This is a genomic window from Halorubrum wangae, assembly GCF_051194135.1.
GTDB lineage: Archaea > Halobacteriota > Halobacteria > Halobacteriales > Haloferacaceae > Halorubrum.
The window spans coordinates 929689-944003 of record NZ_JBLZNH010000002.1; the positions used below are offsets into that span (position 1 = coordinate 929689).

Genomic DNA, 14315 nt, shown 5'->3' on the forward strand with positions numbered 1-14315 from the left:
ATTCGTTCTCATGGACGCTATCGACGGTCGTCACCTTGGCTTACGCGACGTCGAGCGGCGTCTCTCCCTGCGCCTCGACGACGACCACGGGGACCTCGGCGTCGTCGATCACGGTGTCCGTCGTGGAGCCGAAGACGAACCGCCCGACAGCACCGGTGGTCGGCGCTCCCACGACGACGAGATCGTAGTACGGCGACTGCTCGACTATCGCGCCCGCAGCGGTGCGGTCCTCGACAAGCCAACGGTCGACCCGGTCGAAGTCGCCGAGGCGGTCGCGGGCGGCCGAGAGGAGGCGGTCGCCGGCCGCGGCGTACTCGTCGGGGTCTGCCTCCCCGTCCACCGCGGTCGCGTCCCCGTCGACGAGCGCCTCGTCGGAGGGGACGACGTGGAACAGTTCGAGCCACGCGCCGGTCGCCTCGGCGACCTCGCGGGCCACGTCGAGGGTCGCGCCGGTGTGCGGGCCGGCGCCCACGGCCACGAGAATCGAGGACACGCGGTCCGGCCGCGCCGCGCGATCGCTCCCCTCCAGACGGGCGTGTGCCGCCGTCAGTGTCGACCCGGCCGCCTCTCTGACGGCCGGTTCGACGATGGGCTCGCCGACTTCGTCGCCGATCGACGGCGCATCGGCACTCGCCTCGTCCGCGTCGCTCCCGTGCATACCTTCTCCGTCAGACGGGCGTCAGATAAACCCCGGTGCTCTGTCTCCTCTCGCTGGAATCGAGCCGCCGGCGGGTCGCCAATCGCTCGACCGCGACCCCGTCGGAGTCGGCGTCAGTCCCGGAAGAACTCCTCGCGCTCGAACTGTTCCTCCTCGCCCTCGACGGCGACGACGTCGAGTGCGGTGACGGCGGCGCCCACGCCGAGCAGTCCGGCGAGGCTCGGCTCGGTCCGCCCCTCGTCTCCCGATATCAGCTCCTTGATGTAGAGTCCGCCGGCGCCGTGGATCTCGACGGTCGCGTGCCGCGGGTCGTCCAGTTCGGCGGTCGCCTCGTACACGTCGCGCTCGCGGGTGAGGCTCGCGCGCCTGTGGTCCACCCGGTTCGGGGTGTACTGCTCGACGGTGGTGCCCTCCAGTTCGTCGACCGCGGCGGCGAGCGCGTCGGCGTCGACGTCGGCGTCGAACGCCACCTGCGCGCGGTAGCGCTTCGTCGCCTCCAGTTCCTTCACGCGCTCGACCATGTCGTAGGCCGCGAGTCGGAGCCCCTCCACCTCGACGGCGCCGTCGGCGAACGCGTTGATGTCCGACTCCAGTCGCTCGACGTCGACGCGTCGGCGGCGCGGCTCCTCCACTTCGATCACGAACGGGCGGCCGGTGCCGAGCATGAGCGCGTCGACGTCCTCGCGGCCCGCGCCGTGGAACGTCGCCTCGGTGCCGTCCATCACGTCCTCGACGATGGGCGCGGTGTACTCCTCGACGCTGTCGTCGTAGAGGTAGCCGGAGCCGCCGCAGTGGTCGCAGGGGTCCGCACCCTGCCGGCCGGAGCCCTTACATTCGCGGCAGGGCCACTCGGTCTGCGGGATGTCGCGCTCCAGTTTGCGGTAGCGTCCGTACACGAACGTCGAGTTCACCTTCGCGTCGATCACGTCCTCGGCGAGGTCGATGGTGAACTGCACGTCCGGCCGGTCGAAGGAGACCTCCGCGCCCGTGAGCCGGCCGAACCGTTTGCCGACCTCGCGGTTGAACTCGGATTTAAACGGCTCGCCCGCGTCCTCGTCGAGTCCGGCGTCCGCGCGGAGCAGCGCCTCATTCTCCTCGATCAGCGGCGGCGGGCGCGTCCCGACGTTGTACGTCGCGAACTCGATCCCGTCGACCGCCTCGGCGGCGCGCTCGGCCCACTCGTCGAACTCGGTGCAGCGGCCCTCGCAGACCCAGCAGTCCGCGGTGTCGACCGATTCGTGGTCCTCGTCGTCGCGCAGCGCGAGCGCGGTGCGGAGCGACGACCCGCGCTCGGCGTTCGACAGCCCGAAGCTCCGGTCGGCGACGAGTCGGCCGAGACAGGCGTCGCACACCGGCCCCGTCTCGGTCGCCCGCGCCGCGACCTCCAGTACGTCCATACGCTCTCCAGCGGCCCGCGTGGTAACTGTCTTACTACATCGCGGGCCGTCGGGCGGTGAACGCTTCCCGGACTCCCGGCCGACTTAAGAGGGTTCGATTCGTCTCGCCGGGCGTGAACGAGCCGGCGTCGCGGGCGGAGAAGCTCGAACTCGGGGTCGAACTCCTCGCGCACCTCGAGCACGAGGAGCTGGCGCTCTCCGACGCCATCGATCGGATCGAGACGGTGACGACGAGCCCGTCGCTCACCCGTGACATCCTCGACGCCGCCGAGAAGCGCGGAGTCATCGAGCGCGAGAACGCCCGCCTGCGAGTCCAGCGCGGCGGCACCTACGTGAACTACGACAGCCAAGTCGTCCAGCGGGACGGCGAGTTCGAGTGTCGGCGCTGCGGGACCGGCATCACGACCGGCCACTTCGTGAAACTGGACGCGGGCGAACTCGGCCCGTTCGGCTCCTCGTGTATCCGGAAGGTGACCGGGCGGGACGACGCGGAGTGACCGCCGCGGCTGGGGGGCTTCGAGAGTGTTCGCCGACGCTCCGGAGTCACTCAGTGATACCCAACCGACCGAACTCAGTGCCACCGCGACTGTAACGCCGGTCTCGGACCCGCCCGAATCGCCACATTCGCAGGCCACCGTCGCGTGCCACGTCCTCACGCGCAAGCGAACGGTTTTTGCGTCGACCGCCGGGAGGGAACGTATGGACGAGGACACCCCCGAGGCGACGGGGCCGTCGGTGCCGGCAGGCGACTCCGAGACGTCGGAGCCCGCTCCCGCAGCACGGGCCGACGGCGGCACGGAGCGCGCGGACGGACCGACCGAGGACGTCGCGCTCGACCCGTGGGGGTCGGCGTCGGTCGGCGACTACGCGGACCTGTTCGAGGAGTTCGGCATCGAGGCGTTCGACGACGTGGCCGACGACGTGGCCGACCCGCATTACCTGATGCGCCGCGGCGTCATCTTCGGGCACCGCGAGTACGACGCCGTCGCCGAGGCGATGGCGAACGACGAGCCGTTCGCCGCGCTCTCCGGATTCATGCCCACCGGCGACCCGCACATCGGTCACAAGCTCGTCTTCGACGAGATCATCTGGCACCAACAGCAGGGCGGCGACGCGTTCGGGCTGATCGCCGACCTGGAGGCCCACTCCGCGCGGGGGATGTCGTGGGACGAAATCGACGAGCACGCGCGCAACTACCTCCTCAGTCTCCTCGCGCTCGGCTTCGACGCCGAGGAGGGCGAGCTATACCGCCAGTCCGACAACCGGGTGGTACAGGACCTCGGCTTCGAACTCGGGTCGAAGGCGAACTTCTCCGAGTTCGAGGCGATCTACGGCTTCGACGGCGAGACGAACATCTCGCACATGCAGAGCGTGGTGACCCAGACAGCGGACATCCTCTACCCGCAGCTCATCGACGAGCCGAAACCCACCGTCATCCCGGTCGGCCCGGATCAGGACCCGCACGTCCGGCTGACGCGTGACCTGGCCACCCGCGTTCGCTACTTCAAAGTGACCGAGGCGTTCGCGAGCTTCGAGCTCGACGACGACGAGCGCCAGCTCGTCCGCGCCGCCTACGACGCGCTCGCGGCGACCGTCGACGACGCCGAGACCGACGTGCGCTGCGAGGATGCCGCCGCGTGGCTCGCCGACTACGAACCGCCCGAAGTCGACAACGCGGACGACGCCCCCTCACTCGCCGCGGCCAAGCCGACGGCTCTCGAGAAGCTCCGCGCAGGAGGGAAGGAGCCGCTTCGACCCCGCGTGCGCTTCTTCGACCGCAACGCCACCGACGAGGCGTTCGAGGCGCTGATCGAGGCGGTCGACGGCGACAAACGCGTCTTCGAGGGCCACGTCGACGCCTTCGACCTCACTCGCGGTGAGGCCGAGTCGCTCGCGCGGAAGGTCGAGATCGATCACGACGGGTTCGGCTTCCGGCAGCCCTCCTCGATCTACCACCGGTTCATGACCGGGCTCACCGGCGGGAAGATGTCCTCGTCGATCCCGGCGAGTCACATCTCGCTGCTCGACGACCCCGAGGACGGCTACGACAAGGTGAAGGCCGCGACCACCGGCGGCCGCGACACCGCCGACGAACAGCGCGAACTCGGCGGCGAGGCCGACGAGTGCCCCGTCTACGAGCTGTACGCCTACCTGCTCGCCGGCGACGACGACGAACTAACCAAGACAGTCTACTCCGAGTGCGTCAACGGCGAACGCCTCTGCGGCGGCTGCAAGGAGCAGGCGGCCGACCTCATGCGCGAGTTCCTCGAGGACCACCAGGAGAAGCGCGCGGAGGCCGAAGAACTGCTTGACGACCTCGACATCGACCTCGACTCCGACCGGCGCGGGACGGGCGGCGAGCACTGACGAGGTGCGCCGCCGCACCGGCTTCCGGAAGCGGACCGAACGACCGGTCGCGCCTCAGAGCTCTCGGTTCACGTACGCGCCGATGACGCCCCCGATCGCGCTGAGAGCCATCGTGTAGGCGAACACGAGCGCGATGATCAGGAGGGCGACGAGCCCGCCGCCGATCACGGCGCCGGGCTCGGGGGCGACCGGGACGAGAAACAGGACCAGCAGCAGAATTCCGAACGCCGGCAGCGAGGCCATCGCGCCAGAGATCGCGCCGACGCGGAGGCCGTCGCTCGTCTCGCCGCCCTCGAGGTAACCGGCGACCGCGCCGCCGAGTACTGGTGAGATGCCGGTGAACGACAGTAGTAATGTCGTGACCGCGCCGATGAGCGCGTTGAGATAGGTGTTGTCCGTCACGGGCTCATCTCACCGGCCACGCGTATAGTTCCCGGGGGCGGCCGACGGGCGGCCGCTCGGGTCTCCGCGCGTCGACGCGTTTCGAGCCGATAGTTTATGAGGCGGGCGGTTCCTGTCACGAGTATGACCGAGCAGGAGACGATCCACGTCGCGGACGTCAGCGAGGGGATCGGCGGCGACGCGACGGCGGAGCCGGGATCGCCGGTAGAGCTCCCGGTAGTCGACGTGCTCACCGGTCGATCGTTTATCACCGGCAAGAGCGGGTCGGGGAAGAGCAACACCGCGAGCGTCGTCATCGAGAACCTCCTCGACAACGGCTTCCCGGTGATGATCGTCGACACTGACGGGGAGTACTACGGGCTCAAGGAGGAGTACGAAATCCTCCACGCGGGCGCCGACGAGGAGTGTGACATCGTCGTCTCCCCGGAACACGCCGAGAAACTCGCCACCCTCGCGTTGGAACAGAACGTCCCGATCATCCTGGACGTCTCCGGCTACCTGGAGGAGGAGACCGCGAACGAACTGCTGTTGGAGGTCGTCAAACAGCTGTTCGCGAAGGAGAAGCGCATGAAGAAGCCCTTCCTCCTCGTCGTCGAGGAGTGCCACGAGTACATCCCCGAGGGCGGCGGGATGGACGAGACGGGGAAGATGCTGATCAAGGTCGGCAAGCGCGGGCGGAAACACGGCCTCGGTATCGTCGGGATCAGCCAGCGCCCGGCCGACGTCAAGAAGGACTTTATCACCCAATGCGACTGGCTCTGCTGGCACCGGCTCACCTGGGACAACGACACCAAGGTGGTCGGTCGAATTCTCGGTTCGAAGTACGCCAGCGCGGTCGAGGATCTGGGCGACGGAGAGGCCTTCCTGATGACCGACTGGGACGAGTCGATCCGTCGGATCCAGTTCCACCGCAAGGAAACGTTCGACGCGGGCGCGACGCCCGGCCTCGACGACTTCGAGCGCCCGGAGCTCAAGTCGGTCTCCAGCGACCTGGTCGGTGAGCTCCAGTCCATCTCCGACGAGAAGGCGCGCCACGAGTCGGAACTCGCCGACCTCCGTCAGGAGTTGGAGATGAAGGACCGGCAGCTCGCCGACCTCGAACACGAACTGGAGGAGGCCCGCGACCTGAGCAACATGGCCGACCAGTTCGCGCAGGCCCTCCTCGGGAAAGCCGAAGCGCCCTACCGCGGCGGGACCGGTCGACAGACGGCCGGTACCGGGCGCTCCGCAGTCGGCGCGGGCGGGGAGAGCGCCTCCGACGACCAGTCCGTTCTTAAATCGTACGACGAGGCGGTCGCCGCGACCGAGCCCGACACCGAGGCGTCGCCCGCCGACTCCTCCTCGGCCGACGGAGAGGTGACGGACGCGGAGACGACTGACGACGACGCTCCCGCAGACGCTGCTGAGGCCGCCGGAGTCGACGCAGACGGCGACACTGACGCCGACGCGCCGCCCGACGACGTCGACCCCGTGACCCGCGCGGACGTCGCCGAGAGCGCACTCCGCTTCGATGACGCGGTCGAACTCGGCACCCGCGAAGCGGTGATCGAGGAGCTTCGGGAGCGCATCGAGGCACTCCCGGAACTGTCGCGCGGGATGCTCCGTCACTACCGTCGAGAGGGCGTCAGCGACCCGGTCGCTGCCCACATCGACGCGGGCGGCGACGGGGATTCGGGACACGCGTACAGTCGCCATCGGCCGATCCGACGGGCAGGGCTCATCCGACACGCCGGGCGGGGACACTACGCCTACGCCGTCCCCGACCTGATCCGAGAGGCGTACGCCGACCGACTCGACGAGGAGCGCGTCCGAGAGGTCGTCAGGGCCGTCGAGACGGCGTTCGTCCCGCCGGCCGAGCGGAGCTACCCGCCGGACGCCGAGCCGGCGGAGATCGGCGCGGGACGCGGCTCCACGGAGACTGGCCTCGATAGAGCGGATGGTGCGGCCGGTGACGAGACTGCTGCTGCTTCCGACGATGTTGCTTCCCGCGACGACGGCGTCGCCGACACCGAGGACGGCGACGACGGGGAGCCCGGTGAACACGCGGGCCGACCGACGAGCAGCCTGAGCGACGCCGCGCGGCGCCTCGCAGAACGCGGGCGCATCGGCGACGAGTGACCTGTCAGGACGGAACCGAGCGGGGTCACCGTCGCGGTCTTCGAGTCGCCGAATGCGGGCGTCGTGCCCTCGAAAAAGGCGGGGAGGCGGGCGGTCGTCCCGGTCGTCTTCTGTCCCGCGACCGGGCGCGAGGCGCTACCGGAGCGACGAGATGAATTGTACGAGCCGCGAGCGGCGGGTCGTCCGGCGGTCGGGTCCGGTGGACGCGTCGGACGCGTTCGCCAGCTTTCGGTTCTTTTCCGCCAGCAGAAGCTCGTACTGTTCGGTGACGCAGCGGAGTTGCTCTTCCTTGCGTTCGAGTTCGGCGTTCAGCCGTTCGATTTCTCGTCTGTCGGCGGCTGATCGGTCACTCAAATCGTCGCTATGCCGTCGCTCCGTTCGCCCCTCGACAGCGTCGGTCGGGCGATCCGATGCCGTCGGACCGACTGTCCCGTCCGTCCGACGCGATTCCGACTGGTCGGCCGAGCTCTCAGCGGGGATATCTGAACTCATGGGGCGTGCTAACTATTGCCATTAGCATACGATAAGTGTTAGTCAGACGACTGTCGTTCGCTCACCGGCTGGTCGACGACAGCGACCGATGACCGCTGACCGACGACCGACTGACAGAGTGAAAGGCCGCCTGTAACTCCGTTCTACGTGACGAACGTATTTCACGTTAGATCAACTTTACACGGTACCGCTGCCGAGGGAAGACAATGGCACCACCTCGGGAGCTATCCCGTGTCCTTCTCGTCGCGGCCATCGTCGCTCTCGCCGGTTGTGCGGGCGCACCGCTCGGCGAGCCGATATCCACCGACCCGGCGCCTGATAACGAGTCACCGACCACAGCCGCCGACGGCTCGCTCGAAGTCCACTACATCAACGTCGGACAGTCCGTCAGCACGCTCGTCGTCGGGCCGGACGGCGAGACGATGCTCGTCGACACGGGCCACTACAACGACGACGGGGAGCACGTGATCGCGTACCTCCAGCGACACGACGTGGACCGGATCGACCACCTCGTCACCTCGCACAACGACGCGGACCACATCGGCGGGAACGGGGCGATCATCGACTACTACGAGACGGAGGCGGACGGGATCGGTGCCGTCTACGATCCGGGGATTGCGGCGAGCACGCGAACGTACGCCGAGTACCTCGACGCCGTCGAGGAGCACGACGTGACGCTGTACGAGACGCGCGAAGGCGATTCGATCCGGTTCGGTGAGGTCGACGTCGACGTGCTCGGCCCTCCAGAGCCGTACCTCGAAAACGAAGCCCGGAACGAGAACAGTATCGTGCTCAAACTCACGCACGGCGACACGAGCTTCATGCTGTCAGGCGACGCCGAGGACGATCAGGAGGCGTACCTCGTCGACGAGTACGGCGATCAGCTCAAGTCGACGGTGCTGAAAGCGGGTCACCACGGGTCGAGCAGTTCGTCGAGCGGCGCGTTCCTCGATGCCGTGGACCCGCAGGTTGCGGTCGTCTCCAGCGCGTACGACTCGCAGTACGGCCACCCGCACGAAGAGGTGCTTCAGCGGTTCGCAGACCGGTCGATACCGACGTACTGGACGGCGACGCACGGCGACGTCGTCTTCGTCAGCGACGGGACGAACGTCTCCGTGCGAACGCAGCGGAACGCCCCGACGGAACCGCTCTCGCTCCGCGACGGTGACCCGATCGAGCCCGGAACGACCGGCGAGGTAGCCGAGCGGGCACAGATAGGGGGTGACGGAACCGTCGCCGTCACCGACGGCGGCAACGCGGACAACGACGCGGGCGACGGCAACGACGATCAGGTTGCCGAGTCGAACGGGTCGCTCGCGGTGGCGAGCATCAACGCGGACGCCGCCGGCGACGACCGCGAGAACCTCAACGACGAGTACGTCGTCTTCGAGAACGTCGGGACGGAGACGCTCGATCTGTCGGGGTGGACCGTCGAAGACGAGGCTGGGAAGCGCTACACGGTACCGGACGGCGTGACGCTCGCTCCCGGCGAGACGCTGACGCTCAGAACGGGGAGCGGGACAGACACCGACGGAGAGCTCTACTGGGGCGCCGGCTCGCCGGTCTGGAACAACGGCGGCGACACCGTGTTCGTCGCAAACGCTACGGGGGACCGCGTCCTTACGGAATCGTACGAATGACCTCATCCGACATCTCCGATGGCGCGTACACGGCGGTCGTCGACTCTATCGAAGACGGACTCGCGACGCTCTTCTTCGAGTCAGACGGCGACGAAGTCGGGAACGCCGTCGTCGCCGCCGACCGACTCCCCGAGGACGGGCGACACGCAGACGCGGTTCTGGACGTGGAGATAGCGGACGGATCGATCGCGAACGCGACCTACGATTCCGAACGCACGTCGTCTCGGTCCGAGGCCGCTCAGAACCGGTTCGATAGGCTCTCCAGACGCCCGCCGAAAGACGACCGAGAGTAGCGCCTCGGGCGCGCGCCCCGCGACGTGGCCGGCCGTCGAGTTCCCTCGCAGACGCGTCCGTCTCTCACTATTCATTACTCGGTGACTACTTATGGGGTCTCTCCGCCTTCAGTAGCCGAGTATGAACGTATGAACAGCAGAGGACGGCGATCGCGAGGCGCCGCGAGACGCGATCAGCCGGCGTCGGCTCCTCGCGGCGGGCGATATCGTCGCCGTCGGGTCCCTCGCAGGGTGTCTGAACCGAGTCGCGTCGGTGGTGAGCCGCACGTGAGTCGGCTGACTCCGGCTGCTGCGTGGACTCACCTCAGTCGAGACACGGAGCAACGTATCGGTTGTCTCCCAAGCCAGGACCGATCACTGGAACAGTACCGGTCGTCCATCGTTATGAATGCAGTCGACGTATTCCACCAGTAGTTCACTATGTCCACAGAGCGTACCTCCGACGGCCTGTTCCGCATTGTCCTGATCGTCCTCGCAGTGATCGTCCTGTTCCCGCTGCTGATGATGGTATTCGCGATGCCGATGCTGGGGCTGATGGGCTGGTGGTGGGGCGGCGGGATGGCTGGCGGCCTCTCGCCGCTGTGGGGCATCGGGATGATGCTCGTCTGGCTCGTCGCCCTCGTCGGTATCGGGTACCTTCTCTATCGCGGTCTCGTCGGCCGCGTTGGACCGTCGATGACCCCAGACCGCGCCCTCGAGGAACTCCGAGTGGGATACGCTCGCGGTGATCTCTCCGAGGAGGAGTTCGAGGAACGCCGCGCGAAACTCAGCCGCGAGGAGTCGCAGTAATCCACTATCATGCTTCCAACGATACAGCGGCGAGAGTTCCTGACGGCGCTCGGAGCCGGTGTCGCAAGTCTCTCGGGATGTGCCGGAACACTCCCGGGCAGTGACGACGACGTAGACAGAACGATCTACGTCGGAGCCTACCACTGGGGCTTCGTCATCTTTGACGAATCTGGCGAGGAACAAGAGCGTGTCAGCCTGCAACGTGACGACGTTCTTCGCGTCGTTTCGTTCAACACGCTCTCGCATCAAACCATGAACTCCCTTCCATCGTCGATCCGCGAGGCCATCCCCGACCACGAGGCGCTCGAAGAACGAAATGAGGAGCGCATCCCGTCCCCTGCTGACAGTGACTTCCACGACCTGCTGGAGGAAGCAAACGAGCAGTACCCCGACCACAGCCTCGCAATCGTGCCATCCGGACAGGTTCACATGGATGGTGGCATGATGATGCGCTCGGTCGCGCTTCCGCAGAGTGCCACCAGGCCTGTCGTTCGTCAACTCCGTGCGACGCAACGTGGCGATTACACGCTGAGCTGCCTGACAGACTGCGGCTACGGCCACCCCTACATGGAAATTGACGGCGGCATCGTCGTCACGTGAGCATTCGTCGCTTTCCACGAACTGACGGTCTTGCCGTTGGATGAGGAGTCCCGGAAGTTGGTAATTAGTTGTTGGTGCGTCCCGACATGGATGATGAATGGCTATCGATGATAATGACGCGCTCAACCTCTATGTACATACGTAGTATGAGGATAGTGAGCAGCTGTACGAGAAGATGTACCAGTTGTACGTCTAAGGCTCTGTATTGCCGGCCTGTTTTACACTGGCTCATTTCCTAATTAAATAAGTGTTTTATTACACTCACAAGAGCCACTGGTATGGCCACTGTCTGTGGATTTACGCAGACGGCGAGTGGGCCGACTTCTGATCGATAAACGTCATCTCGGTCATATCGGGGCGGCCGCTCACACCTGCTTCTGCAAATCGCTCACGCATCTCTTCGGACGCGAAGAACGCGAGCCCGTCTTCGTCGTCAGCCCATTCGAAGAGGACGACGGCCTCATTTGGATCATCTACACTCTGGAAGACCTGATACCCCTGTTGTCCGTGTTCAGTCCGGAATGAATCGAACCTGTCGAACGCCGATTTCCACTCGTCGAAGTCTGCAACAGCGGCTTTTCCAAGTATGTAGGTCATTGTTCTACACCAACTATCATGTAGGATTGCCAAGACGATAAATATAGCGAGGCTAGTGAGTGTAGAGGATCGCCAAGGCTTAGAAACGCTATAAATTGGCTACCGACTCTCTCGCTGCTCCACTTTGTTCGGGTAGCTGAAATCCATGACAGATTCTCGTGAAAATAGGGGCATCTCGGATTCAAGGATGTTGCCATCAGCCGTCAGAGCCCTCGGACCGCAACCGCACATAAAGAAGCGGCGATAGTGAATTTGAGGACTTATTGAAACGCTCAATCAGTGATTGGTTTCAGGAGCCATACTGGTTTCTACCGGCGTGTGTAATTCAACTCTCGTCTTCTGATTCTCTCGTCCTCTCGTAGAGTTCGGCCATCTGGTCGAAGAACAGGAGCATCAGTATCAGAGACACCACAGTCCCGACAGCCGTCCGTACCGGTCTGCGATGAAGTGCCGCACGGAACGTGTACAGGTGGACAACACCGCCAAGGGTTGTGAGCAGAAGGAGATCTGTTGATGATAGTACTCCCTGTTCGAGCCAAACTTGTTCACCCCGGACAACCCGAGTCGCCCATGCATCATCGCTTTTCGGTGGTGATACCACGAATAAATTCACTGGTAGCGAGGCGAGGAGACAGCCCCCAAGTGTTCTGCTCCGCCGATACAGCGTCAGAACGATTATCGGATACATCAGTATAAACCACCAGACGCTCAATGGGTTTTCGTGCCGCTTCCAGAACGTATCTGCGTCAATACCAGCCATGATGGTTCACACAGAAGAGGATGGTGTAGTGCGAGTTAGAATTAACCCGCCTTGACGAAATCCTCAGTTGGGGAGATGTTTCAGAAGCCGTGTTGCATACATCTCGCATAACATCGGTGGTGACAGAGATCTCGGTCGATGATCTCGTAATGATGTTCGACCATTCCACCGTTATCAGAAACGGTGTTGAATAATCACAGTCTCTGCCGGTTGTAATTACCACTAAATAGCCGAAGCTCTTCCCCGATGAGTATCGGAATAAAAACAATTGAAGATCGTCAATCTCCTGCACTCGTAGAAACGACTGTGCTAGATTTACACCGCCCACCAGCCGGATATGTTCGAGTTGTTGTTCGAGTTCTTTGGAGAGTGTTGCTACGTCTTTGTCAACGGACTCAATCGTCTCTGTCGCGGGAGAGAGGTCTCTGTGAGTGAACACAAACGTCGGCTTCTCGCCGTAGGGCCACTCACCGACCCGAGAACCTGTTCACATGTCGTTATCCCCATCACAAGGCAGTCCACACTCTCTAAGAACGTCTAAACACGGCCCATGGGGGTATAAATCACTGGCAATCACGACGGTAGACATGCCTGATCGTGTCGAAACCGCGGATGTCGCTATCGCTGGTTGTGGGCCTGGCGGTGCAGTGCTAGGGTACTTGCTCGCTCGGAGCGGGATCGGTGTTGCACTCATCGAGCGGGCCGCGACGTTCGAACGCGAGTACCGTGGGTTCGGGTGGAATCCGGGTGTGATCCGCCTCTTCGACGAAATGGGTGTTCTCGACGAAATACTCGATCTAGCTCACGAAACCGTGACCGACGGTACATTCTCGCTCTATGGAAGAGATATTTCAGTTCTGAATTTCGACGTTCTCGATACCGAGTATCCCTACGCCTTGATGATGGAGCAACCGTCGTTACTCGAGTATCTCGTAGAGCGGGCCGATACATATGAATCGTTCACGTTCCACCCCTCGACGACAGTCACCGATTTGCGAGTCGAGGGCAACGGCACCATCCAAGGCATACAGGCTCACGATCGCAAAGCAGATGCTGACGTTCGATTCGATGCGCGTGTGGTAGTCGGTGCCGACGGACGCTACTCCACAGTTCGGTCACGCGCTGGGATCGACCCTGGACTTTTCGAGTCACCGATAGATCTCGTGTGGTTCAAACTTCCAAGTGGCGCGATTGATGCCCGTACTGAGGGTCGCATCAATCGCAACGGCATCCTCCTGTACTTCGGCTTGGGAGAAGGCGAACTCCAGGTGGGATATCCGGTACTTGATGCTGAATGGACGACGATTCGAGAGGGGGGCTTCAGCGCGTTCTGTAACCGCATCGCGGCCATCGATTCTGAACTTGCAGCGGCAATGCATCGCCATCTCGATGGCTTCCGAGATACTACCCTACTTGATGTCTCACCGGGGAATGCAGCAACCTGGGCCCGGGACGGTATGCTGTTATTAGGAGACGCTGCACACACCGCAAGTCCAATAGGCGCTCAAGGGAATCCGCTGGCTATCGAGGATGCAGTCGTCATCCATGACGTGCTCGCTAGGGGGCTACGTGACAGCACAGGAGTAGTGCCCGAGGTAACTCTGAGCGAATTCGAGACACGCCGTCGCCCGACAGTTGAGCGCGTTATCTCATTGCAGCGGCGTGCCGCGCAGAATCTCGCATTCTGGATTACCTATGGACAGTACATTCCTGAACTACTGGTTCGGGGCTCGGCAACTGCCTTTAGTTGGCTCGTTCCTCGATTACCGCCGATTCGCAAATCGATCGAATCATTCGCGCTCGGTGACCGGTCTGTTTCTGTAACTCAATCCCATTTCATCGAATAATGTATTCCGATGTTCTCGCTTCTACGAGACATCTCCAGCAATCAACTCGGACACGGGTGGGATAGCTCTGATTGCACTGATGGATATAGCCTCTGTATACAGCACGTGACTTCTGTTATCTAACCGACTACTGAAGTCGATTATCGATACACATCGACCGAGTAGCGATCTCCAGCAGTTAACTGCCTCGTGAGCAAATTTGTCAAACATTTGGTTGCTCGCCCAAAGATCTCGTTTTGAATCAGTGTCCGTGGCACCTACGGATCTATACTATAGTTCACCGATTCGAGAACAAGAGCGCAACTACCGGAAGAAGTTTTTGCAATTGGAACCGCAATAGAGGCCCTGAAATGCC

General features: G+C 63.6%; 14 protein-coding genes. 8 read left to right on the forward strand and 6 right to left on the reverse strand.

Going from position 1 to position 14315, the window contains the following annotated elements; all coding sequences use genetic code 11:
* Window positions 1–40: 40 nt before the first annotated feature.
* Together ACNS84_RS09855 and ACNS84_RS09860 are read right to left on the reverse strand one after the other, a co-directional pair.
* Complete coding sequence (locus tag ACNS84_RS09855) at window positions 41–658, reverse strand: universal stress protein (RefSeq protein ID WP_435074671.1); 618 nt, start codon at window positions 656–658, stop codon at window positions 41–43.
* A gap of 113 nt (window positions 659–771) precedes the next feature.
* Entirely contained in the window at window positions 772–2055 is a 1284-nt protein-coding gene (locus ACNS84_RS09860) for a tRNA pseudouridine(54/55) synthase Pus10 (RefSeq protein ID WP_435074672.1), read from the reverse strand.
* 113 nt (window positions 2056–2168) lie between these two features.
* Here ACNS84_RS09860 and ACNS84_RS09865 point away from each other — a divergent pair, with 113 nt between their 5' ends.
* Both ACNS84_RS09865 and ACNS84_RS09870 read left to right on the forward strand, forming a co-directional pair.
* Window positions 2169–2552, forward strand: a complete 384-nt coding sequence (locus ACNS84_RS09865) for a DUF5830 family protein (RefSeq protein WP_435074673.1) — start codon at window positions 2169–2171, stop codon at window positions 2550–2552.
* A 202-nt stretch (window positions 2553–2754) separates the two neighbouring features.
* Window positions 2755–4422 carry a tryptophan--tRNA ligase gene (locus tag ACNS84_RS09870; RefSeq protein WP_435074674.1) on the forward strand — a complete coding sequence of 556 codons (1668 nt, stop codon included), beginning with the start codon at window positions 2755–2757 and terminating at the stop codon, window positions 4420–4422.
* Window positions 4423–4476: 54 nt separating this feature from the next.
* Here the strand turns inward: ACNS84_RS09870 and ACNS84_RS09875 are convergent, their stop codons facing one another.
* Complete coding sequence (locus ACNS84_RS09875) at window positions 4477–4824, reverse strand: DUF5518 domain-containing protein (RefSeq protein WP_435074675.1); 348 nt, start codon at window positions 4822–4824, stop codon at window positions 4477–4479.
* A gap of 123 nt (window positions 4825–4947) precedes the next feature.
* Here ACNS84_RS09875 and ACNS84_RS09880 point away from each other — a divergent pair, with 123 nt between their 5' ends.
* A complete protein-coding gene (locus ACNS84_RS09880) occupies window positions 4948–6942 on the forward strand; it encodes an ATP-binding protein (RefSeq protein WP_435074676.1) in 1995 nt (664 codons plus the stop codon).
* Between the two features lie 135 nt (window positions 6943–7077).
* Here ACNS84_RS09880 and ACNS84_RS09885 read toward each other — a convergent pair whose 3' ends face one another.
* On the reverse strand, window positions 7078–7296 hold the full coding sequence (locus ACNS84_RS09885) for a hypothetical protein (RefSeq protein ID WP_435074677.1): 219 nt from the start codon (window positions 7294–7296) through the stop codon (window positions 7078–7080).
* A 344-nt stretch (window positions 7297–7640) separates the two neighbouring features.
* On the opposite strand from ACNS84_RS09885, the gene ACNS84_RS09890 reads away from it, so the two are divergent.
* From ACNS84_RS09890 to ACNS84_RS09905, 4 genes are all read left to right on the forward strand, one after another.
* Window positions 7641–9074 (forward strand): lamin tail domain-containing protein, encoded by a 1434-nt coding sequence (locus ACNS84_RS09890; protein ID WP_435074678.1) that lies wholly within the window; start codon window positions 7641–7643, stop codon window positions 9072–9074.
* Complete coding sequence (locus ACNS84_RS09895; protein WP_435074679.1) at window positions 9071–9367, forward strand: DUF3006 domain-containing protein; 297 nt, start codon at window positions 9071–9073, stop codon at window positions 9365–9367. The genes ACNS84_RS09890 and ACNS84_RS09895 overlap by 4 nt, the downstream gene beginning before the upstream one ends.
* Before the next feature lie 420 nt (window positions 9368–9787).
* A complete protein-coding gene (locus ACNS84_RS09900) occupies window positions 9788–10156 on the forward strand; it encodes an SHOCT domain-containing protein (protein WP_435074680.1) in 369 nt (122 codons plus the stop codon).
* Between the two features lie 9 nt (window positions 10157–10165).
* Window positions 10166–10756: a hypothetical protein gene (locus ACNS84_RS09905; protein ID WP_435074681.1), complete on the forward strand. Its 591-nt coding sequence runs from the start codon at window positions 10166–10168 to the stop codon at window positions 10754–10756.
* A 297-nt stretch (window positions 10757–11053) separates the two neighbouring features.
* Here the strand turns inward: ACNS84_RS09905 and ACNS84_RS09910 are convergent, their stop codons facing one another.
* Both ACNS84_RS09910 and ACNS84_RS09915 read right to left on the reverse strand, forming a co-directional pair.
* Entirely contained in the window at window positions 11054–11353 is a 300-nt protein-coding gene (locus ACNS84_RS09910) for a putative quinol monooxygenase (RefSeq protein ID WP_435074682.1), read from the reverse strand.
* 325 nt (window positions 11354–11678) lie between these two features.
* Entirely contained in the window at window positions 11679–12113 is a 435-nt protein-coding gene (locus ACNS84_RS09915) for a DUF6653 family protein (protein ID WP_435074683.1), read from the reverse strand.
* A 587-nt stretch (window positions 12114–12700) separates the two neighbouring features.
* On the opposite strand from ACNS84_RS09915, the gene ACNS84_RS09920 reads away from it, so the two are divergent.
* Window positions 12701–13960, forward strand: a complete 1260-nt coding sequence (locus tag ACNS84_RS09920) for an FAD-dependent monooxygenase (RefSeq protein WP_435074684.1) — start codon at window positions 12701–12703, stop codon at window positions 13958–13960.
* Window positions 13961–14315 lie beyond the last annotated feature (355 nt).